We start from the raw sequence: 25,056 nt of genomic DNA, 5'->3' as shown, positions 1-25,056 counted from the left end.
CTCTTTATGGACGGGGCCTCCTCCCGTCCGGTTTCTTCTCAACTCGGGTTCAGCAGACTTGCCTCGCCCTTGACCGTATAGTCTGCCCGCGCGATCACGCGGCCTTCGGCTTCCACGCTGCCGTCGGGCTTGAAGCGCACGCTACCATATTCCGGGTCTTCGACAACGAAGGTGCCATCGGGTTCTCGCGTCGCGGCAAGCGCGCCGAAGCGGCTTTCGACGGAGGCCAGATCGCCGGCCTCGCAGACGCGGACGATCCAGCGGGTCTTCTGGCCGTATTGACGCAGTTCGGTGCCGGCTGACGGGCCTTCGGTCGTCGGCACGAGATCGGAACCGGCCCGCAAAAGGACAGCGCCCTTATCGGAGCGGGCGAGCGCCAGAGTGCCGGAAACGCTGGTTTCGTCGAATTCGGCCTTCGGGAACCAGGCGTGGGTGAAATCCGGCTGTTCCTCGTAGGTGGTGAATTCGAGGACCGCGAGGCCGCGATACTGCTGCACGCGGGGAATGGTGCCGCAACCGCCCCAATAGGACGGCCGGCCGTAGCCGAACTGGATGGTTTCGCCCGGATGGTTGATCCAGATCGCCGCCTCGGGCTTTTCGCCGATTCTGAGGTGCAGGACGGTTTCCTGATAACCCCATTCGTCCCAACGGTAATGGACGGTCGAGCCCATGGCGAAATGCTCGCCCTTGTAGTGATAGAGCGCAGCGAAGGAGTTCTCGCCCTGGGCAAAGCGCCATTCCTGATGCTTTTCGTCGCGATGATCGGCGATCGCCGCAAAGGACGCGGGCACTTCCAGACCGTGGTCGCGCAGGCAGACGGCCATCTGCGGCAGGCAATGCACGCGGCGGCCATACCAGCCCTTGCCCCAGAGCAGACGGGCAACGGCGGAAAGCTCCAGCGAGCGGCCGGCGCAGAGCGTATGCTCGTAGGAACGGCCCTGAGCCGCGGTGACCATGCCGTGATGGGCCGAACGGGCGATGACTTCGCACAGCCGCACGATGCCGGCCTTGGCGCGGTCGGCGATATCCTTGTCCGGCGACAGCGCCGCGAGCGCCGTCAGACCCTTGAGATCGATCGGGAAGTAAGGAGCGGAGTTGAATTCCGCCATTTCCCAATGCTCGAAGTGATCGAGCCAGGCACGCACGCGCTCCGCGCCCACCTTCGCCTGCTCCGAACCTTTACGGCCGGAACGGACGAAGGTGGCCTCTGGGAGGAGATGACCGGCAAGATAGGCGGAGGTATGGAAAAGCAGGGCGTGGTTTTCGGAGAAATACCACTGAACGTCATTGCCCGGCTCGTCCATCCAGAAGCGATAGTTGAGGATCGCCGCATCGATACGGGCACGGGTTTTTTCATTGATATCGCCGCCCCAGGCCGTGCGCGACCAGATGAGGGGTACGAGGGAGAAATCCGCGCAATCGTGGCAATCCTCGATCGACGGCAGGATTTCCTCGATCATCGCATCCGTATCTTCGCCGGCGCGGCCGCTTGCGAGACGGGCGAAGGCGCGAACCGTGTCCCGCTCGGAATATTCGGATACTTCCGCGAGCGTCTCGGCGATACGTTCCGTCAGCGTCGCTGCCGCCTTGCCCTGCCGCTCGGCATGGCAGATCTCGACACCGAGCGAACGGGAGGCGACGAAGCCGCCGGCATCAAGCGTGACGCGCAGGTGACGGAAATCGGCAGGCGCCTTTTCGGATGGGCCGACATTGAGGCTCTTGGCGCCGGCCGGTAGCACGAAGTCGAAGTCAAAACGCTCGCGCGACATGAAATCGCCTTCGACCGCGACATTGACTTTGACCTCGACCGGCAGCGCTTCCGCGAACAGAAGGGTGATGTCGCCGCCGAAATAGTGCGGGCGGTCGAGATGCATGCCGTCGAGCGCCGCTTCAAGGCTCTCGGCGACGTGGCCCGCGACGGGCACGGGCAAGGCGACGCTGGCCGCCGGACCGGACAGATAATCGAACTGATAGAAATAGCGGGCGTCGCGTTCGGCGAGATCGTCAAAGAAGAGGGTGATCTCGTTGAGACCGGCTTTCAGCGGCAGCTCGAATTCCTGCTTGGCTTCCAGATTGCGGCTATAGGGCGCCATCCAGCCGATTTCCTGGTCGTTCAGCCAGAGGACCGCGCCGCCGCAGGTGCCGAGCCGGATCTTCGCCGTACCGGCGGTTTCCGCCTCGATATAGGTGCGGGTCCAGGTGGCGAGCCGGGTCGGGCGGAACCAGAAACCGGAAAGATCGAGACGTGGCGAACCGAAGGGCAGCCACCAGCGGGCGGCCTCGAACTCGCCGCGCACGTCCGGCCGCTTGCCGCGGTAGGTTTCTGCAAAGATGGTGCGGCATGGATATTCGTGGGGGATGAAGTTCTTCACCTTGGTCAGGAAGAAGAAGGGATCCATCTCGCCCTTCATCGGGGCGTCGGGCACGTCGAACCGTTCCTGCGCCGTGCGGCCAAGCTGCCAGTAGCGGACGGCTTCGCCCGGCTTCAAGGTTTTTCGCATCCAGTTCGCTTCAGGATTCATATCGGGCCTGCAATTATCTGAGTTCGCTGAGGGCCACGGGGGCCACGTCGTTGTATTCCTGGTTTTCGCCGGTCATGCCCCAGACGAAGGCGTAAGGGCCGGTTCCGGCACCCATGTGGATCGACCATGCCGGAGAAAGCACCGCGTCGAGGTTCTTGACGAGGAGGTGGCGCGTTTCTTCCGGGCGGCCCATGAGGTGGACGACCCGCTCTTCGGGCGGCAGATCGAAATAGCAATAGGCTTCCATCCGCCGCTCATGGAGATGGGGCGGCATGGTGTTCCAGACGCTGCCTTCGGCAAGGTCGGTGATTCCAAGCAAAAGCAAGCAGGACGGCGTGACTTCCGGATGGATATACATCCTGAGGTTCCGCAGATTAGCGCGCTTGGGATCGCCGAAAGTCAGCATCTTGGATTCTGCCCGCTTGATGAGGCGGTGCGGGATATCGGCACCTGCCGGCACCGAGTTCATGTAAAAACGGGCAGGCTTGTCCGCGGAGGCGCTGGCAACCGAAATCTGCTGCGCACCGCGGCCGATATAAAGCACGTCGCGGTTTTCGAGCGTGAAGCTCTTGCCATCGACCGAGACGACGCCCGTGCCGCCGAGATTGGCGACGCCCATTTCGCGGGCGGAAAGGAGATAGGGGGTTCCGATATCCGCGCCGGAGCCAAATGTCAGCGTGCTCGATACCGGTACCGCGCCGCCGAGGATCAGGCGGTCGACATGGGTATAGGTGAAGCTGACCTTGTCTTCCTGGAAAAGGTCTTCCATCAGGAATTCGGCCCGCAGCCGCGCCGTATCATAGGTCTTGATGTCGTTCGGGCCGGCCCCGTAGAGAATTTTCATCGTCATGCCGCCTGTTCTCCCGCTTCCACATGGCGAAGAGCCTCGGAGAGGCAGAGGATCGCCAGCGCCTGGCCGTAACCCGTCGGCTGGATCGGGATGTCCTTGTAGAATTGCAGGTCATGGCCCATGCGCGTGCCGTAGGAGACGTTGAGCACGGTACCCGTGTCGTCGATATTGGCGAGGACCGCGTCGACGGCTTTCAAGCCGGCGGCCCGCCACTCGGGCGTTCCGAGGCCGAGGCGGTAACCTTTCAGGAGGCCGTAGCCGAAACCGGCGGTCGCGGAGATTTCCTCGTAGGACGAAGGATCGTCCAAGAGGGTGCGCCAAGCGCCCGAAGCGGTCTGCAGCGGCAGGAGCGCGTTGACCTGCGCGACCAAAACGCCGAGCAGGTAGTCCTTTACCGGCTTTGCCATGTCCGCGAGGTCGAAGAGATCCAGCATGCCGGCGGTGATCCAGGCATTACCGCGCGCCCAGCGGGCCTCAGCGAAATTATGATGGCCTTCGAAGGTCCAGCCGTGGAACCAGAGGCCGGACTTGCGATCGGCGAGATAGCGGGTGTGGACGAGGAACTGCCTTGCAGCTTCATCGACAAGTTCGGTCCGGCCGCTCGCCTGGCCATAGGAGGCGAGGAAGAGGGCGACCATGTAAAGCGTGTCGTCCCAGAGTTCGTCGTCGTTGACCTTGTCGGAGACGTGATGCTCGAAGGCACCTTCCTCGGTGCGGCCCATCTCCGTCATGACGCGGTTTGCCCAGGCATCCAGCACCGGCTGCCAGCGGGGATCTTTCGTTTCGCGCCAAAGGACCGACAGGCCGAGCATGGGCGCCGTCGTGTTGACGTTGAGCGACGGCAGGCCTGCCTCGATCTGCTTGGAATACCAGTTCTCGATGAGCGTCTTCAAGTCGTCGCGGCCGGTGAACAGCCAGAGCCGGATGAGACCATAGAGGCCGACGCCTTGCGGCCATTCCCAGCTGTCGAAGGAGATGTAGTCGCCGGCGGTGCCGTCGAGATTGGGTTCGTGAAAGCGGCCCTCATGGCGAAGGCCGGTGAAACCGGCCACAAGGCGATCAAGCTTTTCACGGATGTCCCGGGCTGAAAGGCCCATCAGTCATTCCTCCCATTGCAGCGCCTTCGGTGGCGCGCACATTCCAGGTCCGCTTCTCCCGAGCGGTGATCTTATGAAAACATCTGAAAATTGATTGCGCAATCTGAAAATTTTTTGCAGTTTGCAAAGGACGGAGGAGAATGGTCATGACGGTCAAGCCCAAAGCGGGAAAGCGCGGCAAGAAGAGCAGAAGGGTGCGGCTGGAGGACATAGCCGAAAAGGTCGGCGTGTCGCTGAGCACGGTTTCAAGGGCTCTGGCCGGGGAAAAGGGCGTGCGGGCGGATGTGCGCGAACGTATCCTGGAGGCCGCCAAGGACGCGAATTACACGATACCGACGCCTGTTGCGGGGAAAAAGGTGATCCTTGCCGCGTCGAGCGCGGCGATGATCGATTATGTCCGCAACCAGTTCACGCTTTACGTACTCGAGGGGCTCAGGGACCGGGCCCAGGCGCTCGGCCTCGATATCGTGACCCGCGCGGTTGCCGATCAGGCGGAAGAGAAGGTGGTGCTGGAGGAAGCCCGCGCCGATCCTGACGTCGCCGGCCTGCTGTTCTTGACGGTCGACGACGAGGGAATGCTGGCCGCCACCCGCGGCTTCGGCAAGCCGGTCGTGCTCATCAACGGCGACGACCCCTATATGTGGCTCTCGAGCGTCACCCCGTGCAACCGATCGGCGGCGCATGTGGCGACGGATTATCTGATCCGCCTGGGGCACAGGCGTATCCTTTTCCTCATGCGTCCCGGGCGGCGCACCATAGAACGGCGGCGGGAAGGCTGGCATGACGCGTTCCTGCAGCACGGCCTGCCGTGGTCCGACGATCTAGTGATGCCCGTCGACGACTGGCTGCCGGACCTGGCGGCGCAGGCCGTGAGCGAACGCTTGCGTAGCGGAGGCCTCGACTTCACGGCGGTCCTCGCCGCCGGCGACAGTCTCGCGGTCGGTGCGATGATGGGGGTGCAGCAGATGGGCTATTCGGTGCCGCAGGATGTTTCCGTCATGGGGATGGACGACCTGCCGCAGGCGGCTTTCCTGAACCCGCCGCTGACGACCATGCACATCCCGATGCGGGAACTCGGCGGCGTGGCTCTGGATCTGTTGCGCGACGCGCTTTCCGGCTTCGCGAGCCCCGTGCGGCGGGTGGAGCTCGCCTGCCATATCGTCGAGCGGCAATCGACGGCGCCGGCGAAGATAAAAGCTTAACAATACCAAACTAGATCATTCATGCGCCGTTCAGAGGCGCGCGGGAACAATGGCCACGTCTCGTACATTAACGTGACGAGACAATCCGTCCGGCAGATCGTTGATCCGGCGAAAAATAGGTTTCTCAGGAGGAAGCCCGTGAAGAAAATTCTAATATCCGTTGCAGCACTCTGCGCCATGTTTGCGGCGCCGACGCTGGCGGAAGCGGCAGTGCGCGGATTTGCCACCGCAAATGTGAACATGCGATCCGGGCCGAGCACCGGCTATCCGGCCGTAACCGTCATCCCTGCCGGGGAATCGGTTACCATCAACGGCTGCCTCAGCAACGTGAACTGGTGCGACGTGTCGTTCTACGGCGGCCGCGGCTGGGTTTCCGGCACCTATGTCCAGGCCAGCTACCGCTCCAACCGGGTGTATGTCGGACCGCAATATTATCGTCCGCTCGGCATCCCGACCATAACCTTCGACGTCGATACCTATTGGGGCCGTTATTATCGCGACCGCGACTTCTACCGCGATCGCAATCGCTGGCGGCGCTATACCTGGGACCCGTATGACCGTCCGTCCCCGCCTCCGCCGCCGCGCTGGGACCGCGACCGTGACCGCGATCCTCCCCGTTGGGACCGTGACCCTCGCCGCTGGGATCGGGATCCGCCGCGTTGGGACAGAGATGACCGCCGTCCGCCGCGCTGGGACCGCGACCGTGACAACTGGGATCGCGACCGCGACGATCGCCGCCCGCCACGCGTAGACCGCGACGAACCCCGGCGCCCGCCGCCGCGGGTCGACCGGGACGAACCGAGACGCCCGCCGCCGCGCATCGACCGGGACGAGCCAAGGCGCCCGCCGCCGCCTCGGGTGGATCAGGACGACGACCGCTCACTCACTCCACGTTTCAATCGGGGTGAGGACCGGCGACCTCCTCCGCCGCCGGAACCGAGCGGTGATAGTCTGCGGTGCGCCCCGGGCGTGGAAGGGTGCGCGCCGCGCCAATAACTTAATGCTTGTTGGCAGGGGCCACCGATCCGGTGGCCCTTTTCATGTCCGCCACAGGCGATGTTCACAAAGAGCGTACCGTTCGGCCATGTTCCGGCCATTGCGCCTTTCTCCCCTTTTCGATAAGAGACCGCGCAACTTGACAATCCTGCCGCGAACGGCCGGGTTTTGAGGTGGTTCGAAAGCAGACGCCCGGGCACTCCGAAAGCCTGGGTTGGAACAGTGGTTTTTGTCGTATGGCTCGCATCGTCATGAAGTTCGGCGGCACTTCCGTCGCCAATCTCGAACGCATTCACAACGTCGCGCGCCATGTGAAACGGGAAGTCGAGGCAGGCCACGAGGTGGCGGTCGTCGTGTCGGCCATGTCCGGCAAGACCAACGAGCTTGTCGGCTGGGTGCAGGACGCACCTAAGGTGACCGGCGCCAACTCCCCGTTCTACGACGCACGCGAATACGACGCGGTGGTCGCCTCCGGCGAACAGGTGACGTCGGGGCTTCTCGCCATCGCGCTGCAGTCGATGGGCATCAACGCACGCTCCTGGCAGGGCTGGCAGATCCCGATCCGCACCGACAACGCTCACGGCGCTGCCCGCATCCTCGAGATCGACGGCTCCGACATCATCAAGCGCATGGGCGAGGGACAGGTCGCCGTGGTCTCCGGCTTCCAGGGGCTTGGGCCCGACAACCGGATCGCCACGCTCGGCCGCGGCGGTTCCGATACGTCGGCGGTTGCGATCGCGGCTGCGGTCAAGGCAGACCGCTGCGACATCTATACCGATGTGGACGGCGTCTATACGACCGACCCGCGCATCGAGCCGAAGGCGCGCCGCATGAAGAAGGTGTCCTTCGAGGAAATGCTGGAAATGGCATCGCTCGGCTCGAAGGTGCTGCAGGTGCGCTCCGTCGAGCTTGCCATGGTCCACAAGGTCCGCACGTTCGTGCGCTCCAGTTTCGAGGATCCCGATGCACCGGGCATGGGCGACCTCTTGAACCCGCCCGGTACTTTGATTTGCGACGAGGAAGAAATCGTGGAACAGGAAGTCGTCACCGGCATCGCCTATGCCAAGGATGAAGCGCAGATTTCGCTCCGCCGGCTTTCCGACCGGCCGGGCGTTTCGGCAGCGATCTTCGGCCCGCTCGCCGAGGCCCATATCAACGTCGACATGATCGTCCAGAACATATCGGAAGACGGTTCGAAGACCGACATGACCTTTACCGTGCCGTCAGGCGACGTGCAGAAGGCCATGAAGGTGCTCGACGACAACAAGGGCAAGATCGGCTTCGACGTGGTCCAGACCGAATCAGGTCTCGCCAAGGTGTCGGTGATCGGCATCGGCATGCGCAGCCATGCCGGCGTCGCCGCGCTCGCTTTCAAGGCACTTGCCGAAAAAGGCATCAACATCAAGGCGATCACCACCTCGGAAATCAAGATTTCCATTCTTATCGACGGCGCTTATTCCGAACTCGCAGTTAGGACTTTGCATTCCGCCTACGGTCTCGATAAGAGTTGAGGGTGAGCCGGTTTCGCGCGTCGGTTTTCCGGCGCGGCGTCCCGGATAGGGTGATCTGGGTTCGGGAGCATTGATGCCGATGAGAGACCTGTCGGCAGGACCGCGCGTTCTTTTGAAGCGGCTGCGCGAATTGATGGCGGAGCCGCTCGAGCCGCAGGAGCGCCTGGACCGGATCGTCCGGCAGATCGCCAGCAACATGGTGGCCGAAGTCTGCTCGGCCTACGTGCTGCGCTCCGACGGTGTGCTCGAGCTTTACGCCACCGAGGGCCTCAAGAAGGAAGCCGTCCACCTTTCGCAGTTGAAGATGGGGCAGGGCCTGGTCGGCACGATCGCCGCCTCCGCCCAGCCGCTCAATCTGTCCGATGCCCAGGCGCATCCGGCCTTCCGCTATCTCCCCGAGACGGGCGAGGAAATCTACCACTCCTTCCTCGGCGTTCCGATCCTGCGCGCCGGCCGCACGCTTGGCGTACTCGTCGTCCAGAACAAGGCGAGCCGCAACTACCGCGAGGACGAGGTCGAGGCGCTCGAAACCACGGCGATGGTGATCGCCGAGATGATCGCGACCGGCGAGCTCAAGAAAATTACCCGTCCGGGGCTCGAACTCGACCTCACCCGTGCCGTGACGATCAATGCCGACGGCTATAACGAAGGCATCGGGCTCGGCCATGTGGTGCTGCACGAACCGCGCATCGTCGTCACCAATCTTCTGAACGAGGATGCCGGCCAGGAAATCCAGCGGCTTGCCGAGGCGCTCGGTTCGCTGCGGATCTCCATCGACGACATGCTGTCGCGCCGTGAGGTCGCCCAGGAGGGCGAGCACCGCGAGGTTCTGGAAACCTATCGCATGTTTGCCCACGACCAGGGCTGGGTGCGCCGGATGGAAGAGGCGATCCACAACGGACTGACGGCGGAGGCCGCCGTCGAGAAGGTGCAGAGCGATACCAAGGCGCGGATGATGCGCCTCACCGATCCTTATCTGCGCGAGCGGATGCACGACTTCGACGACCTGGCAAACCGGCTGTTGCGGCAGCTGACCGGCTTTTCGGGTCGGGCCTTCGACGAAGGTTTCCCGATCGATGCGATCATTCTGGCGCGTGCCATGGGCGCGGCGGAGCTTCTCGATTATCCCCGCGAACGTCTGCGCGGCCTGGTGCTCGAAGATGGAGCCGTGACGAGCCATGTGGTCATCGTCGCACGGGCCATGGGCATTCCGGTCGTGGGGCAGGGGGCCGGAGTGGTGGCTCTCGCCGAAAACGGCGATCCGATCATCATCGACGGCGACGACGGTCAGATTCATCTGCGGCCTATGCTCGATCTGCAGAAGGCCTATGAAGAGAAGGTCCGGCTGAGGGCCCGCCGGCAGGAGCAGTTCCGGGCCCTGCGTTCGGTCGAGCCGATCACCAAGGACGGCAAGCGCATCAGCCTGCAGATGAACGCCGGCCTGATGGTGGATCTGCCGCAGCTCGTCGAGTCGGGCGCCGACGGGATCGGCCTCTTCCGTACCGAATTGCAGTTCATGATCGCTTCCACCATGCCGAAGCTGGAGGAGCAGGAGAATTTCTACCGCAATGTCCTGAAACAGGCGGCGGGGCGGCCCGTCACCTTCCGGACGCTCGACATCGGCGGCGACAAGGTCGTCTCCTATTTTCGCGCCCATGAAGAGGAAAACCCGGCGCTTGGCTGGCGGGCGATCCGCCTGTCGCTCGATCGCCCCGGGCTTTTGCGCACGCAGCTGCGAGCCCTGCTCAGGGCTTCGGCGGGTGCCGAGCTCAAGATGATGCTGCCGATGGTGACCGAGGTTTCGGAAATCCATGCGGTGCGCGACCTGATGCAGAAGGAGGTGCAGCATCTTTCGAAATTCGGCCACAGCCTGCCGCGCAAGCTGCAGTTCGGGGCGATGCTCGAAGTGCCGGCGCTGATGTGGCAGCTCGACGAACTGATGGCGGAGGTGGATTTCGTCTCCGTCGGATCGAACGACCTCTTCCAGTTCACCATGGCGGCCGACCGCGGCAATGCGCGCGTCTCCGACCGGTTCGACAATCTCGGAAAACCTTTCCTGCGCATTCTCAGAGACATCGCGCGGGCCGGCGAACGCAACAAGACGACGGTGACATTGTGCGGCGAAATGGCGAGCAAGCCGCTTTCGGCCATGGCGCTTATCGGCGTCGGTTTCCGCTCGGTTTCGATGGCCGCCACCTCGATCGGCCCGGTCAAGGCGATGCTGCTCGGCCTCGATGCCGATAAGCTGGCCGAGGAACTGAACGCCGCGCTCGACGATACGCGGTCTTCGGAAAAGATCCGCGACCTCCTTGTCCGGCACGCCGAGAAGAACGACATCCCCATCTAGCGGACAGATAAAAGATACGGAGTAGATCAGGTTGGCGAAGCTTCCTGTGGAAAAGATGCGCGAGCTGGAACGCCGTTTCGGCGAGATCGAGGCGCGCATGTCGGAAGGCCCGGCTGCCGATGTCTATGTGAAGCTGGCGTCGGAATATTCCGAATTGCAGCCGGTGGTGAAGACGATCCGCGAATATGAGAAGACGGTCGCGGAAGTGGCCGATCTGCGGGCGATGCTCACGGACAAGGCGACCGACCGAGACATGCGCGAACTCGCGGAAATGGAATTGCCCGAGGCGGAGACGCGGGTCGAGGCGCTCGAAAAGGACATGCAGATCCTGCTCCTGCCGAAGGATGCGGCGGACGAGAAGAGTGCCATCCTGGAAATCCGGGCCGGCACCGGCGGCAACGAAGCGGCCCTTTTTGCCGGCGACCTGTTTCGCATGTACGAGCGTTACGCCGGCGCGCATGGCTGGAAGGTGGAAGTGCTTTCCGCCAGTGAAGGCGAGGCGGGCGGCTACCGGGAAATCATTGCGACGGTTACTGGACGCGGGGTTTTCTCCAAACTGAAGTTCGAATCCGGCGTTCATCGCGTCCAGCGCGTGCCGGACACGGAAACGCAGGGCCGCATCCACACCTCGGCGGCGACCGTCGCGGTGCTGCCGGAGGCGGAAGAGATCGACATCGAGGTCCGTGCGGAAGATATCCGCATCGACACAATGCGGTCGTCCGGCGCGGGCGGCCAGCACGTCAATACGACAGATTCCGCCGTGCGCATTACCCACCTGCCGACCGGCATCGTCGTCACCAGCTCGGAAAAGTCGCAGCACCAGAACCGCGCCAAGGCAATGCAGGTGCTGCGGTCGCGGCTTTTCGACATGGAGCGGCAAAGGGCCGACAGCGAGCGCTCGGCCGACCGCAAGAGCCAGGTCGGCTCCGGCGACCGTTCCGAACGTATCCGCACCTATAACTTTCCGCAGGGGCGCGTTACCGACCACCGCATCAACCTGACGCTCTACAAGCTCGACCGGATGATGGTGGGCGAGATCGACGAGGTCGTCGATGCACTGATTGCCGATTATCAGGCCGGTCAGCTCGCCCAGCTCGGCGAGCAACAGGGATGACGACGCTCGCGGCGGCCGTCTCGGAGGCGAAGAACCGGTTTTCCGGTGCCGGCCTGGCGGATGCGGCAATCGAATCGAGGCTGTTGGTCGGAGGATTGCTCGGCCTTACCAGCACCGAGGTTTTTACCGGCGGAGAACGGATTCTGACGGATGCGGAACTGGAGCGGATCGAGAAAGCTGTCGAGCGACGGTTGAAACGTGAACCGGTGCACCGCATATTAGGGTCACGTGAATTTCACGGGATGGATCTCAAGATCTCCAAGGAGACGCTGGAGCCTCGCCCGGACACGGAAATCCTGGTGGATTGCCTGCTTCCTCATGTGAGGCAGATTGTCGCAGCGAAAGGCGCGGCACGTATTCTCGACCTCGGCACCGGCACGGGCGCGATCGCCCTGGCATTGCTGAAAGAGGTGCGGGAGGCCCATGGAACGGGCAGCGATATCTCCGAGGATGCATTGAAAACGGCAACGGAGAATGCAGCACGTTTGGGGCTGACGGAAAGGTTTGGCACGGTTCGCAGCCACTGGTTCGACAAAATTACTGCGAGTTTCGACATAATCGTGTCAAATCCACCCTATATACGCAGTGACGTTATCCCCGGACTGGAACCGGAAGTTCGGGATTTCGATCCCCCAGCGGCATTGGACGGAGGGCCTGACGGCCTGGAAGCTTATCGAGCGATTGCTGCGGGTGCAGGAGATTTTCTGGAAAAGGATGGCGTGATCGGCGTCGAGATCGGGTTCGATCAGAGGCAAGCGGTAACCGGGATTTTCCGCTCCGCCGGCTTCACCCTGGCGCAAGCCATGCGTGATTACGGTGACAACGATCGTGTTCTCGTGTTTACCCGGAACGACCTTTGATTTTGAACGCAAAAGAAAAGGCTTGGATTCACGCAGGAAGCGGGATAGCTTGCAAGGAACGCACTGGGGCGGCTGGGAATGAACAGCGATTCGTTCGGGTTTAAGGTCAACCCTTGATCCTGCTCTTTTCGGAGAGTTGCGAAGGTTGAGCAATTCCCGGTGCGTGATTCAGTTAATTTAAATGAGACAAGCGGCGGGACGCTTTGTTCGTCCTGTGCGCGGCACGCGAAGTCTTGCTCCGGCCTTTGACCGGCAGACCGCGTGGCCCCTTATCAGCGAAGACAGAGAGTTGGTGAACGATAGATGAGGCCAGGACAGCAAAACAAACGCGGTCGAGGGCGCGGCAGCAACAATAACAACGGCGGCGGCGGCGGTAACAACTTCAACCGGAAGGGCGGCAATCCCCTCAGCCGGACGTATGACAGCTCCGGCCCAGACGTGAAGATCCGCGGCACAGCTCAACATATCGCCGAAAAATACTCAGCTCTTGCCCGGGATGCACAGAGTTCCGGCGACCGCGTGATGGCCGAGAACTATCTCCAGCACGCAGAGCACTACAACCGCATCATCGCAGCCGCCCAGGCGCAGATGCAGGATCGCTTCCAGCGCGACGACCGCAGCGACTTCCAGGACCGCGACGGCAATGCCTCCGACCAGGACGATTTCGAAGGCATGGACGCAGAAGAAGCCGGTTTCGGCCAGCAGCCTGCGGTGGCCAGCGAGGCAGCGGCACCGCAGCAACAGCAGCAGCGCCGCGAACCCCGCGAGCAGAATGCCCAGGGCCAGAATTCCCAGGGCGGCGACCAGCAGCCGCGTGAAAACCGCCGCGATCGCGAACAGCGCCGCGACCGCCGCCAGGAGCGTCCTGCTCCCCAGGCAGCCGAGGCCGCTCCCGTCATCGACGACGGATCCGGTCCGCAGCCGGTGATCGAAGGTACCCCGGCGGAAGTGGCAGTCGAGGAAGAGGCCCAGGCCGAGGGCGCTCCGCGCGAGCGCCGCCGCCGCACCGCCAGCAACCGTCCGCGCCGTCCGCGCCGCGGTGAAGGTGCTGAGGAAGGCGAGGCTTCGAGCGACGACGTGCCGCCGGTACTGGTGGAAGCAGCCGGCGAATAAGTCGCCTCTCAACAGGCGGAATATCAGGAACTCCGGTCCGATGGGCCGGAGTTTTTTCGTTTTCGGAGGATGTCGTCCGATGGGGCTGCGCCGAGCCCTTCGCTTCTTCGGAGAGAGCGAAACGACGCCGATCGGTAGAATCTTCAGCCCTCTCCAGCAGGCATAAGGACGTCAAGTTTGTGCCATCGCGCGCCAGCTTCCCGGCGGTGTGCCGAAGGCTCGCGAAAAGGCGCGATTGAAAGCCGCCTCCGTCGCATATCCGGTTTCATAGGCGATGGTGGCGATCGCCCGCCCGCTTGATGCTAGTGCCACGCTCGCCAGATAGAGGCGCCAGTCGCGCACATATCTGATGGGCGAGGTGCCGAGGACCGTCTGGAAACGTTCCGCCAGCACGCTGCGCGACATGCCGGAGGCGGCCGACAGTTCATCCAGCGACCAGTCGCGCATCGGATCGTCATGAATGAGCGACAGGCAGCGGGATAGCGCCGCGTCGGCAAGCGCCGCCAGCCAGCCGGTGGTTTGCGGCTCCGCCATCATGATCTGGTGGCGCAGGATTTCGATGAAGATGATCTCGGTGAGCCTCGGCAGCATCGAAATCCCACCCGCGCGGGGAGTGTCGACCTCATCCACCATCTGCCGGATCGTGGCGCGCAGCCAGTCGCCGTCGTTTGCGCCGCGCGTCTTCACGTGGATCAGCCTGGGCAGCGCCCGCTTGAGCGGTGCAAAGCCCAGCGCGTCGCACTGGAGATAACCGCAGAGCAGCCTGACGCCCTGGTCGTCGTCGCCATGCCGAAGAACCGGAATTTGCCGCCACGGCTTCGGCGGCAGCTCGCGGGTCGGGTTGATGAGCCTGCCGTCGATCCCGGCGCCCAGCTGATGGCCGGTGCCGAAGGGGAAAACCAGCACGTCGCCCGGCTCCAGCACGGCCTCCTCGCCCTCCATCTTCAACCAGCAATGGCCGGCGGCGACGATGTGAAACGGTACCGTGCCGCCGGATTTTCCCGACAGGCTCGCCATCGAGGGTGTCGCATCCGTCTGCCAGTTTCCGGAGGGCATGAAGCAGAACTGCAGCGATCCCGAAAGACGGATCGTCGACAGCAGTGCCGACAGCACGTCGTCCCGCGCCACGCCGCGCGCCTGATCAGGATTTTCGGACAAGGCTTCACGCATTTCGGCCAAAGACGGGCGGCGCCCGCCTTCCTACAGTGAACACGTTCAACTCAACTGTCGGAGGATACTATGCAAACAGCAACTGACAAACTGGTGGTGCTCGTTACCAGGGGCATCGATTCCGAACTCTCGTCCGTCGCTTTCACGATCGCCAATGGCGGCATCTCCGCCGGGCTCAAGGTGTCGGTTTTCCTGACCAGTGCTGCGATCGACCTCGTGCGAAAGGGCGGCCAGCGGATGACCCATGTACCGCCGCTCGATCCGCTTGCGCAATCGATCGCGGATTTCCAGAGCCGCGGCGGCACCATCTGGGCTTGCCCGCCTTGCGTAAAGTCGCGGGGTTACGATCAGGACGACCTTCTCGAAGGCGTCGTGGTTGTCGGGGCAAGCGCGATGCATACCGAGATCAAGGAGGGAGCGGCAACGCTTTCGTTCTAGCGGCGGCAGGAGGGGCCGGGCGTGTTCGGCACATCTGAAGCCCGGCTTCTTGTCCGCTTCCGGCCCCGAAGCTGATATACCCGATCAATGCATCCAACAGCTGCTTTGCGCCCCCATGTCGGCCACAGAGGGGATCTTTGCCATCGCCCGGAAGCCGGGCATTGCGGTGACCACCTAGAGTTCATAGTCGCGCCACAACCGGCCATTCCCGCCAATTCTGTGTGCGTCACGCCCGACTTGCCCGAACGCTTAGCCACCGATCATGGGGCTTTCCGACGCACTGACGTACCTCGCTGACGTTCCAGCCGGCGTCTGTGAGTGCGGTCCGCAGGGCCGACTCGCGCCAGTACGTTTCGACGTAGCGCCGGGGCGTTGCAGCACTGCCGTGTGCGGACACATCCTCACCGTCGCCCTCCCTAACCGAGGCGTGCAATCGGCCACCGGTCCGGGTCGCCTCGGCAAGCCGTCCAAGCACCGTGCCGAAATCCTCGCGCGCGACATGAATCAGGCAGGCACAGGCCCAGATGCCGTCGTACGGCGTGCCGGGACGTTGCGGGTCGGCCAGGTCTTCGGTCAGCGGGTCCAACAGGTCGGCCTCGAAGCCGTTTTCGCGAAGCAGTTCGACGAAACCCTTTGAAATGTCGGTGCGCCGGACGCTAACGCCCCGCTTCTCAAGCTCAAGCGCGTCTCGCCCGCCACCGCTTCCGATCTCCAGCACTCTGCCCGCGCCGCCCAGCTCGGACACGAACGCATCGATCTCTGTCGCGACCCATCCGGGCATCGCCGCGGCCTCGGCAGCGTACTCCGCCGCGACCATATCATAGGACCGCACGGTATCCAGGTCGGTGCTCATCCTATCGCTCCTCCTCCAAGACAATAGGCCTGATGAGCGAGAGGCCCGTCAGCCCGTTGCGCCCTTCACACTTCGGCAGTTGGTGACATCGCGGGCGATTTGCCTCCCAGCTTTAGCAGAAATGCGGTCAGAGACACCACCGACCGATCGCCAATGCCGCGGGTGGCAACGCGCCCTCATTTCCGCCACTCAGACCGCCGTTGCAGCTTCCCGAAGGCTAACGGTCTCTTCGCGGCCTCGTCCTAGCTATCCCGCCGCGTGGTCGCTGCCACCGTGCGCGGCGATGAACATGGCGACGGCCGACCGGCAATAGGACTCGATTTCGTTCTCGTCCTCTGCTCTCGCCTGATCGAAGCGTGCGATAATCAGGAGATCGGATCCTTTGATAAGCGCGGCAAACAAGCGGGCGGACTGGAGAGGATCGGGCACGTTCAGAACCGCCTTCGCATGCAACTGACGCAACAAGGCCTCGATCTGGGCGATGATGTGGGCGGGTCCGGCTTCGTAATGGACCTTGCTCAACGACTTTTGAAGCGGCGTGTCGGCCATGACCATGGCTTCGACATTGCGGACCTCCGGTCGCAACAAGGTGCGAAGCAGCGATGACCCCGCAGCGGTGAGCTGATCTTCGGCCGAACCGTCGACTCCTTCAAAGAGGGCCTGTGGTACAAACTGCTGGCAGCGGGCCGTAAAGGACGCGCCGAACAGCGCCTCCTTGTTCTCGAAGTGCCTGTAGATGCTGAGCTTGGATACCTTCGCTCGCTGGGCGACCATGTCCAATGTCGTCGCTTGAAAACCGAGTTCCGCAAAGAGTTCGCCCGCGGCGTCGATTATCGTTTGGCCAAGCGCCTCGTTGGCGGGACGGCCGCGCCGGGCCCGATTATTTTTGGTCACGATAATTCCAGTACTTGACAGTATCATTATTATTGAATTACGATACTACTTAGTGTCCGAAATTCCAAGAGTGGATTTTATCGTGTCCTCCAAATCAGGTTTCCCTTGGCCGCCCAGCGATATCGAATGCGCATCGCTGGACGATATTGCGCGCCAGGCTCAGCCCAACTCCCACCATCCACAGCACGGAGCCCATCACCATGGATGACGTCATCATCATCGGCGGCAGCTTTGCCGGCCTCGCAGCCGCTCTGCAGCTCGGCCGTGCCCGCCGCAAGGTCACCGTTCTCGATACCGGCCTGCAGCGCAATCGCTTCGCCGGCCACTCGCATGGTCTGCTCGGCCACGATCACAAGCCGCCGCTGGACATCCTGGCAGAGGCGCGGCAGCAGCTGACGCGTTACCCCACGGTCAGGCTGGTCAATGCCCGGGCCGACAGCGTCTCCGGCGCCCTCGACAATTTCTCCGTCCTCACTGGCAATGACGAAAATCTTGGCGCGCGGCGCCTGATCCTGAGCTATGGCATCACCGACCAGATGCCCGATGTGCCGGGCTTTGCCGAAAGCTGGGGCACGTCCATCGTGCCCTGTCCCTATTGCGATGGCTTCGAAGTCGCAGGCCAACATTGGGGCCTCGTCTGGTCCGGCCCGCAGTCACACAACCAGGTCAGGCTGTTCCACGATTGGACCGACAGGTTGACGGTCTTCGCCGATGGTCACGACATTCCGCCCGATACCCGGGCCGATCTGGAGCGTCGCAACACACCCATCGTCGACGGCCGGATCACTGAAATCACCCGTCATGAGGGCCACAATCCCACCCTGAAGCTCGATGTCGGACCCGATGTCGCGGTCGATATACTGTTCGCGCATCCGCGCAACAAGCCGTCCGCAAGCCTGCATGAATCACTGGGTCTCGCCACGGTCGATACGCCCCTCGGCATCGTCCTCAAGGTCGACGAGCGCCGTGAAACCAGCATGCCCGGCATCTATGCCGCGGGCGACCTCACCAACCCCATGCTCCCCTCGGTCACCACGGCATCATGGCAAGGCGCGATGGCGGGTATCTTCGCCCAGCAGTCGATGCTGGTTTGAGAGCACAGATTGGAGATGAGCATGGCCGTCGAACCGGGCAGCGCGGGTGTACGTTTCCCTCCGCCCGTCGTCTATCTGGGAGCGCTGCTGTTGGGGCTGGCGGCGGAGCGGTTCGTCACTCTGCGCTCTTTCGGCATCGACGGGCGGTTGCTGGCCGCGACGGGCGCGCTGCTGTTCGTTGCCGGCGCGGCGATGATGCTTGCGGCGGCGGGGCTGTTCCGGCGGCTGGGCACCAACGTTCCGCCGTCGCAGCCAACGACCCTCATCGCAACGACCGGTCCTTATCGGTGGACCCGCAATCCCATGTATCTCGGTATGGCGCTTATCTATGCCGGTCTTGCCATCGGCTTCGACGGGCCGATCGCCCTCGCCTTGCTCCCGTTGGTGCTGATCGCGATCCAGACGCAGGTGATCGCCCGCGAGGAGCGCTATCTCGAAGCGAAGTTCGGCGAGGACTACCGCCGCTACAAGGCCGAGGTTCGCCGCTGGCTCTGACTATTCCGCCGCTGCCGCCTGCGGGGCTTCGGATAAACCAGCACCGGCTTCCTTGCGGGCTATCATATTCTGAAGGTTGCGGGCCGGTGTCATGGAAAACCGACTGGCCTGCCGACACTGCAGTACGCCCGGCGGCCGAGGGTCACCGCTTGCCGCCAAAAATGAGCCGTCGACGCCTCGCACGCCGATGTCTGCTTTCGAGAAGCGGTAACCAAGAGTGGACAGACCGCCACCGGCCCCAAATCGGTCAGTCATTCAAGTGAAGGCGGGCGTCTTGTTTTGACGCGAAGGTGTCATTGCCAACCACGTTTTGGCTGCCCAACGCCTCTCCCTCAAAGAAGGATCAAAAGCTCTTCTGCGGGTCCTTTAAATCCTCAAAAATGCTAACCATATTTCCAGCGAAGCCGGTTTTCGCCGGTGGGGCTCGCCTTTGAGGGAGCTCAATCTCGATCATCGGCTTGTGCCTTACAAAGGGCAGGTCGATCACTGGAGGTCAGAGAATGAATATCGAGAAATATTCGGAGCGCGTGCGCGGTTTCCTGCAATCGGCCCAGACCCAGGCCCTGGCCTCGGGACACCAGCAATTCGCGCCCGAACACGTACTGAAAGTCCTGCTCGACGACGATCAGGGCATGGCGTCCTCGCTCATCGAGCGCGCGGGCGGCAGTGCCAAGGAAGCGCGCATCGGGAATGACGCGGCCCTCGCCAAACTGCCGAAGGTTTCCGGCGGCAGCGGTGAGATCTATCTGTCCCAGCCGCTCGCCAAGGTTTTTTCGACCGCCGAGGATGCCGCCAAGAAGGCCGGCGACAGTTTCGTGACTGTCGAACGCCTGCTTCTTGCGCTTATCATCGAGAGCTCGGCTTCCACATCAGCGACGCTGAAAAAGGCCGGGGTGACCGCACAGGGTCTCAACCAGGTCATCAACGATATCCGCAAGGGCCGCACGGCCGACAGCGCCAATGCCGAACAGGGTTTCGAGGCGCTGAAGAAATATGCGCGCGACCTGACGGCGGAAGCCCGCGACGGCAAGCTCGACCCGGTCATCGGCCGTGACGACGAGATCCGCCGCACTATCCAGGTTCTTTCCCGCCGCACCAAGAACAACCCGGTGCTCATCGGCGAACCGGGCGTCGGCAAGACCGCGATCGCCGAGGGTCTCGCGCTCAGGATCGTCAACGGCGACGTGCCGGAAAGCCTGAAGGACAAGAAGCTGATGGCGCTCGACATGGGTGCCCTGATCGCCGGCGCGAAATATCGCGGCGAGTTCGAGGAGCGCCTGAAGAGCGTGCTCAACGAAGTGCAGTCGGAAAACGGCGAGATCATCCTGTTCATCGACGAGATGCACACGCTGGTCGGCGCCGGCAAGTCCGAGGGCGCGATGGATGCGTCCAACCTCCTGAAGCCTGCACTTGCCCGCGGCGAACTGCATTGCGTCGGGGCCACCACGCTCGATGAATACCGCAAGCATGTGGAAAAGGATGCAGCCCTTGCCCGGCGTTTCCAGCCGGTGATGGTGGACGAGCCGACCGTCGAGGATACGATCTCGATCCTGCGTGGCCTCAAGGAAAAATACGAACAGCATCACAAGGTCCGCATTTCGGATTCGGCGCTCGTTGCTGCTGCGACGCTTTCCAACCGCTATATCACCGACCGTTTCCTGCCCGACAAGGCGATCGACCTGATGGACGAAGCCGCCTCGCGGCTGCGCATGCAGGTGGATTCCAAACCCGAGGAATTGGATGAGCTCGACCGCCGCATCATGCAGCTGAAGATCGAGCGGGAAGCGCTGAAGAAGGAAACCGACAGCGCCTCGGCAGACCGGCTGCAGCGTCTGGAAGGCGAAGTGACCTCGCTCGAAGAGCAGGCGGATGCGCTGACCGCCCGCTGGCAGGCGGAAAAGCAGAAGCTCGGCCTTGCCGCCGACCTGAAGCGGCAGTTGGACGAAGCCCGTAACGAACTGGCGACCGCCCAGCGGAAGGGTGAATACCAGCGCGCCGGGGAGCTGACCTACGGCGTCATCCCGGATCTCGAAAAGCGCCTCGTGGATGCCGAAGCCAAGGACAGTTCGACGAACGCCATGGTGCAGGAAGTCGTGACGCCGGATGCGATTGCCCATGTCGTCTCCCGCTGGACGGGTATTCCGGTCGACAAGATGCTGGAAGGCGAGCGCGAGAAGCTGCTGCGGATGGAAGACGAGCTGGCGAAATCCGTCGTCGGCCAGGGGGATGCCGTGCAGGCCGTTTCCCGCGCCGTTCGCCGTTCGCGTGCCGGTCTACAGGATCCGAACCGGCCGATCGGTTCGTTCATTTTCCTCGGTCCGACGGGTGTCGGTAAGACGGAGCTGACGAAGTCGCTCGCCCGCTTCCTGTTCGACGACGAGGCCGCGATGGTACGTCTCGACATGTCGGAATACATGGAGAAGCATTCGGTGGCGCGGCTGATCGGTGCGCCTCCCGGTTATGTCGGATACGAGGAAGGCGGTGCTCTGACGGAAGCGGTCCGCCGCAAGCCCTATCAGGTGGTGCTGTTCGACGAGATCGAGAAAGCCCATCCCGACGTCTTCAACGTTCTCCTGCAGGTGCTCGACGACGGGCGGCTGACGGACGGGCAGGGCCGTACGGTCGACTTCAAGAACACGATCATCATCATGACCTCCAACCTCGGCGCGGAATATCTGACCGGTCTGCGCGACGGCGAGGATGTCGACAGCGTTCGCGACCAGGTGATGGACGTGGTCAAGGCTTCGTTCCGGCCGGAATTCCTGAACCGCGTCGACGAAATCATCCTCTTCCATCGCCTGCGCCGCAGCGAGATGGGGGCGATCGTCGATATCCAGATGAAGCGGCTCCTGAATCTGCTTGCCGAACGCAAGATCGGCATAGATCTTGGCCAGGATGCCCGCGAATGGCTGGCCGAGAAGGGTTACGATCCTGTCTATGGCGCACGGCCGCTGAAGCGGGTGATCCAGAAATATCTTCAGGATCCGCTTGCCGAGCAGATCCTCGGCGGCCAGGTCCCGGATGCTTCGACCGTCGCGGTCAGTTCGGGCTCCGACCGGCTTCTGTTCCGCGTCAAGCGGGACGTCAGCGAGGCTGCGTAACGTATAAAAGGCCGCCTCTGGGCGGCCTTTTCCATCCGGGGATGGAGGGGGGATGCGACATGGCCGAGCCGCTTTTTCCGGCGAAGATCAAGCCGGGTGACAAGATCAGGTTCATATCGCCTGCAACCACTCCGGATCGCGACCTGATCCAGAGGCGGGCAGACCACCTGCGGGAGATGGGCTTCGAAGTCGATTTCGGCGCCCATGCCTTTGCCGAGCACGGTTTTTATGCCGGCACCCATGAGCAGCGTCTTTCCGATCTCAACGAGGCACTGTCCGACCCGCAAGTGAGGGCGGTTTTTGCTACACGCGGCGGTCGCGGCTCCTACAGGATAGTGGATGGCATCGATTTCGATGCGGTCCTGCGCGATCCGAAACCACTTCTGGGATTCAGCGATATCACCGCCATTCATATGATGTTGATGAGGCAATGCGGTCTCATCGGACTGCATGGCGCGCTTTATGGCGACGAAGGCAGGATCGGTCCCCGCAATACCGATATCCTGATAAACCGCTCGCCTTCACGGCGAGCGAGAATGAGGTCAGCGCGAAGTTGACGACATCCGGACGGGTGAGCGGCCGTCTGATCGGGGGCAATCTCGAGACATTGGTGACGATGAGCGGGTGGGGGCTTCCCTCGCTAGAAGGGGCGATCCTGTTGATCGAAGCTGTCGACTGCATGCTCGGACTGACGGATCGTACCTTGACCCTGCTGACCAAGTCCGGATGCCTCGATGGGATTGCAGGCATAGCCGTCGGCCAATTCACGTTATCGAATCGCGAGAAAGCCGAGGCGATCATGGATATCGTCGATGAGCATCTGCGTCCGTTCGGCGTTCCCATGCTGGGCGGACTTCCGTTCGGCCATGGTAAGAGAGCGCTGACCACTCCGGTCGGCGGCCTTGCGGCGCTGGACGCCGATGCCGGCACGCTCACCGTAGATTACTGACCGGATTTACCGGCTGGCGACTTCGTCCGGCGACTGGGTGTTGAGAAGGGCGTCGATGCGCTTGCGTTCCTCTTCGAAACGAGCGAGCGCCTTGCCGCTGAGCGAGCTGCCGCCGGGAAGGCGGACCTTCATCGGGTCGACCTTGGTGCCGTTGACGATCAGCTCATAGTGCAGATGCGAACCGGTGGATTGGCCCGTCGAGCCGACATAACCGATCACCTGGCCCTGGGTTACCTTGGCGCCTTCGCGGATGTCCCGGGCGATCGCGCTCTGGTGATTGTAGGAGGATTCATACCCGTTGGCATGCCGGATGATCGTCTGGTTGCCGTAACCGCCGGAATCCCAGCCGGCTTTTTCCACCACGCCGTTGCCCGCAGCGATAATCGGGGTTCCGCGGGGGGCCGCCCAGTCGACGCCGGTATGGAGACGGGCATAACCGCCAAGGAGCGGGTGGCCGCGCATGCCGAAGCCGGAGGTCATGCGGCCGTTCGGAAGCGGATTGCGCAGCAGGAACTGCCTTATGCTTTTTCCGTTTTCGTCAAAATAGTCGATCGAATTGTCATCGGCATTCTGGAAACGGTAAAAGCGTGTCGACGTTTCGCCGAAATGGGCGTCCACGAACAGGAGTTCGGAATTCTTGCCCGCCTGGCCCTTTTCGTCGGTGACGGAGAAGAAGGCTTCGATCCGGTCGGTCGGTTTCAACTGTGCCTGAAGGTCGACATTGCTCGCCAGTAGTTTCACCAGCAGGCCCGTCATCTCCTTGCTCATGCCGTAGGAGAGTGCGGCGCGATAGATGCCGTCATAGACGCGCGGCAATTCGCGGCCGGTGACGATCTGCGCCGGCTGCTCGCTGAAGGCAGAGGCGACCGCGTCCAGCATCGGCGGCTCCTCGCCTTTCACGAAACGACCGTGGTCATCGAGCGCGACAGTCACTTCATGCCGGCCTTTCCGGTAAAGGCTGGCGCGGACGACCAGAACCATGTCGCCTTGCTGGATCACACCGATGCGCAGCACGTCGCCCGGACCAAGATCGGCTTCGCCAAGACGGGACTGCAGATAACCGGATATTTCGCGAGCCTTGCCCTCGGGGTAGCCGACCTCGGTCATCGCCTGGGTCACGGTTTCGGGCTTACGGACGGGAATGATGTCGTCGGCGTATTCACGGGTACGGGAGGTGATCGGTTCCGGCGCCGAAACCGATATGTTCTCGTCGACGATACGCGCCGAAAGCCCCGCGGTTATGTCGACGCCGCCATCATCGTCCTTGGAGGAGAAGCGCTGGGGGTCGACATAATAGAGGGCGGAGAGCTGGGTATTGCCGTCGGTGAGGACGGAGCCGTTGGAGCGGACGTTCTCCTCCACTTCCTCCAGTGTCATCGTCGGCGCATAGGCATAGGCGCTGCCCTTTACCGGAAAGGCGATGGTCTGAAGGCTGACTTCGGATTCGACGTTGGAGCCGTAGATGGTGCCGGCGCGCGCCGCGGGCGGAGGAGGGGTTTCGCTGGAGGAGAAGATCGTCAGCGGGTCGAAGTTCGGATAATCCTCCTGCGCCACGTGATTGGCGGCAAGCGTCATCTTCACATGGGCGAAGGGACGGCGGCGGATGACCTCCTTGCTTCCCTCGTGCGCGACGGTGGAGACCTCCAGGATCTTCCGGTCGGTCGGCATGGCGACGATATTGCCGGCAAGAAGCCGCTTGCCTCGCGAGGCGCTATCGGAATCATTGGTCGGGATCGAGGCGGAAGCTTCTGCGGGGATGGCAAGCTGCTGGCGCCCGTCGAGGGCGGCAAACAGTGCAACGCCCATCAATATAGAAGAGGTGATCCCGGTCAGAAAGGTGCCCGACAGCCAACGAAGCGAAATCTCGCGGCGATCCGGAGCGCGACGACCGTCGGCGAGGATCGGCGGTTCGTTGCCGAGTGAGCGGATCATGCTGCGGGCCGTGATCATGCCGTCTTAAGCCAGTTCCCTGATACTCGTTAATACCGCATGCAGAATAACCATCCTGCCTTTGGAACCTTGGGCCAAACATGTGCCCGTTTCGAACAGGAGAGTCAAATCGGCCAGGTTGCAAAGGCGTGCATTGCTTGAAAACGGCCTGCGAATCCCCATCTACTACCCTGTAACCATGAGATTGTGATCTTGTCGGGGCAATTTGGGCGCGCCTGCTCTTTGGTAGTTGTCCCGCCGGCTTTACGAAGGCGTCACATTCCACAATGGTCCGGATTTTTCAGCGAATTCGGAAAGTTTTCCAGTAAATTCAAAGCGTTGTGATTTTTCTGGAAAATTCCGAAACAAGTGTGTTGACTTGCTGAGAGGCTTAGATCTATAAACCGCCTCACTGACGAGGGCGGCGGCGCTGCTGGCGACGAAGTCCTTTGTTCTGGTGCTATCCTTTAGAATTGGCGAATGCTGATTGTGGGCCGGGTTACGGTTTGGCTCTGGGGGAT

General features: G+C 62.5%; 21 protein-coding genes. 13 read left to right on the top strand and 8 right to left on the bottom strand.

Translation table 11 applies throughout. The features are described from left to right. Positions 1 to 38 precede the first annotated feature (38 nt). From C5L13_RS22465 to bglB, 3 genes are read right to left on the bottom strand one after another with little or no spacing between them, the layout of a single operon-like run. On the bottom strand, positions 39 to 2,522 hold the full coding sequence (locus C5L13_RS22465) for a hypothetical protein (protein WP_105385504.1): 2,484 nt from the start codon (positions 2,520 to 2,522) through the stop codon (positions 39 to 41). A gap of 13 nt (positions 2,523 to 2,535) precedes the next feature. Then, on the bottom strand, positions 2,536 to 3,372 hold the full coding sequence (kduI, locus tag C5L13_RS22460; protein WP_105385503.1) for a 5-dehydro-4-deoxy-D-glucuronate isomerase: 837 nt from the start codon (positions 3,370 to 3,372) through the stop codon (positions 2,536 to 2,538). Beyond that, complete coding sequence (gene bglB, locus C5L13_RS22455; RefSeq protein WP_105385502.1) at positions 3,369 to 4,469, bottom strand: beta-galactosidase BglB; 1,101 nt, start codon at positions 4,467 to 4,469, stop codon at positions 3,369 to 3,371. The genes kduI and bglB overlap by 4 nt, the downstream gene beginning before the upstream one ends. Before the next feature lie 146 nt (positions 4,470 to 4,615). Between bglB and C5L13_RS22450 the strand changes: the two genes are divergently transcribed. The 7 genes from C5L13_RS22450 (at position 4,616) to C5L13_RS22420 (ending at position 13,612) form a co-directional block, all read left to right on the top strand. After that, positions 4,616 to 5,671: a LacI family DNA-binding transcriptional regulator gene (locus C5L13_RS22450; protein WP_105385501.1), complete on the top strand. Its 1,056-nt coding sequence runs from the start codon at positions 4,616 to 4,618 to the stop codon at positions 5,669 to 5,671. 138 nt (positions 5,672 to 5,809) lie between these two features. Beyond that, positions 5,810 to 6,667 carry an SH3 domain-containing protein gene (locus tag C5L13_RS22445; protein ID WP_407070463.1) on the top strand — a complete coding sequence of 286 codons (858 nt, stop codon included), beginning with the start codon at positions 5,810 to 5,812 and terminating at the stop codon, positions 6,665 to 6,667. Positions 6,668 to 6,903: 236 nt separating this feature from the next. After that, the gene (locus C5L13_RS22440) at positions 6,904 to 8,178 is read left to right on the top strand and encodes an aspartate kinase (protein WP_105385499.1); all 1,275 of its coding nucleotides are present in this window, start codon (positions 6,904 to 6,906) and stop codon (positions 8,176 to 8,178) included. A gap of 79 nt (positions 8,179 to 8,257) precedes the next feature. Beyond that, complete coding sequence (gene ptsP, locus C5L13_RS22435) at positions 8,258 to 10,525, top strand: phosphoenolpyruvate--protein phosphotransferase (RefSeq protein ID WP_105385663.1); 2,268 nt, start codon at positions 8,258 to 8,260, stop codon at positions 10,523 to 10,525. A gap of 31 nt (positions 10,526 to 10,556) precedes the next feature. Beyond that, positions 10,557 to 11,639, top strand: a complete 1,083-nt coding sequence (gene prfA, locus C5L13_RS22430) for a peptide chain release factor 1 (RefSeq protein ID WP_105385498.1) — start codon at positions 10,557 to 10,559, stop codon at positions 11,637 to 11,639. Beyond that, on the top strand, positions 11,636 to 12,499 hold the full coding sequence (gene prmC, locus C5L13_RS22425) for a peptide chain release factor N(5)-glutamine methyltransferase (RefSeq protein WP_105385497.1): 864 nt from the start codon (positions 11,636 to 11,638) through the stop codon (positions 12,497 to 12,499). The genes prfA and prmC overlap by 4 nt, the downstream gene beginning before the upstream one ends. A gap of 303 nt (positions 12,500 to 12,802) precedes the next feature. Beyond that, positions 12,803 to 13,612, top strand: coding sequence for a DUF4167 domain-containing protein (locus C5L13_RS22420; protein WP_105385496.1), 810 nt, complete (start codon positions 12,803 to 12,805; stop codon positions 13,610 to 13,612). 171 nt (positions 13,613 to 13,783) lie between these two features. On the opposite strand, the gene C5L13_RS22415 is transcribed toward C5L13_RS22420, so the two are convergent. Next, entirely contained in the window at positions 13,784 to 14,782 is a 999-nt protein-coding gene (locus C5L13_RS22415; protein ID WP_105385495.1) for an AraC family transcriptional regulator, read from the bottom strand. A gap of 69 nt (positions 14,783 to 14,851) precedes the next feature. On the opposite strand from C5L13_RS22415, the gene C5L13_RS22410 reads away from it, so the two are divergent. Then, positions 14,852 to 15,220, top strand: a complete 369-nt coding sequence (locus tag C5L13_RS22410; RefSeq protein ID WP_105385494.1) for a DsrE family protein — start codon at positions 14,852 to 14,854, stop codon at positions 15,218 to 15,220. A gap of 226 nt (positions 15,221 to 15,446) precedes the next feature. Here the strand turns inward: C5L13_RS22410 and C5L13_RS22405 are convergent, their stop codons facing one another. Beyond that, positions 15,447 to 16,073: a class I SAM-dependent methyltransferase gene (locus tag C5L13_RS22405; RefSeq protein WP_105385493.1), complete on the bottom strand. Its 627-nt coding sequence runs from the start codon at positions 16,071 to 16,073 to the stop codon at positions 15,447 to 15,449. A 246-nt stretch (positions 16,074 to 16,319) separates the two neighbouring features. Beyond that, complete coding sequence (locus tag C5L13_RS22400; RefSeq protein WP_407070462.1) at positions 16,320 to 16,994, bottom strand: TetR/AcrR family transcriptional regulator C-terminal domain-containing protein; 675 nt, start codon at positions 16,992 to 16,994, stop codon at positions 16,320 to 16,322. Between the two features lie 173 nt (positions 16,995 to 17,167). On the opposite strand from C5L13_RS22400, the gene C5L13_RS22390 reads away from it, so the two are divergent. The 5 genes from C5L13_RS22390 (at position 17,168) to C5L13_RS29385 (ending at position 22,606) form a co-directional block, all read left to right on the top strand. Then, positions 17,168 to 18,061: an NAD(P)/FAD-dependent oxidoreductase gene (locus C5L13_RS22390; RefSeq protein ID WP_105385492.1), complete on the top strand. Its 894-nt coding sequence runs from the start codon at positions 17,168 to 17,170 to the stop codon at positions 18,059 to 18,061. A gap of 21 nt (positions 18,062 to 18,082) precedes the next feature. Beyond that, a complete protein-coding gene (locus C5L13_RS22385; protein ID WP_105385491.1) occupies positions 18,083 to 18,556 on the top strand; it encodes a methyltransferase family protein in 474 nt (157 codons plus the stop codon). A 500-nt stretch (positions 18,557 to 19,056) separates the two neighbouring features. Then, positions 19,057 to 21,657 (top strand): ATP-dependent chaperone ClpB, encoded by a 2,601-nt coding sequence (gene clpB / locus C5L13_RS22380; RefSeq protein ID WP_105385490.1) that lies wholly within the window; start codon positions 19,057 to 19,059, stop codon positions 21,655 to 21,657. A 59-nt stretch (positions 21,658 to 21,716) separates the two neighbouring features. Further along, on the top strand, positions 21,717 to 22,214 hold the full coding sequence (locus C5L13_RS29390) for an LD-carboxypeptidase (RefSeq protein ID WP_245571436.1): 498 nt from the start codon (positions 21,717 to 21,719) through the stop codon (positions 22,212 to 22,214). After that, complete coding sequence (locus tag C5L13_RS29385; protein WP_245571435.1) at positions 22,211 to 22,606, top strand: hypothetical protein; 396 nt, start codon at positions 22,211 to 22,213, stop codon at positions 22,604 to 22,606. Before C5L13_RS29390 ends, C5L13_RS29385 begins: the two co-directional genes overlap by 4 nt. Positions 22,607 to 22,612: 6 nt before the next feature. Here C5L13_RS29385 and C5L13_RS22370 read toward each other — a convergent pair whose 3' ends face one another. Both C5L13_RS22370 and C5L13_RS29165 read right to left on the bottom strand, forming a co-directional pair. Beyond that, positions 22,613 to 24,556, bottom strand: coding sequence for a M23 family metallopeptidase (locus tag C5L13_RS22370; RefSeq protein WP_105385489.1), 1,944 nt, complete (start codon positions 24,554 to 24,556; stop codon positions 22,613 to 22,615). Between the two features lie 243 nt (positions 24,557 to 24,799). Further along, positions 24,800 to 25,056, bottom strand: a 257-nt coding sequence (locus C5L13_RS29165; protein ID WP_205836875.1) for a hypothetical protein, incomplete at its 5' end; no start/stop codon positions are given.

Origin of the sequence: Neorhizobium alkalisoli, from assembly GCF_002968635.1 — a bacterium.
GTDB lineage: Bacteria > Pseudomonadota > Alphaproteobacteria > Rhizobiales > Rhizobiaceae > Neorhizobium > Neorhizobium alkalisoli.
The sequence above is the reverse complement of the archived record's forward strand: the minus strand, read 5'-3'. Positions and strand labels throughout refer to the sequence as shown.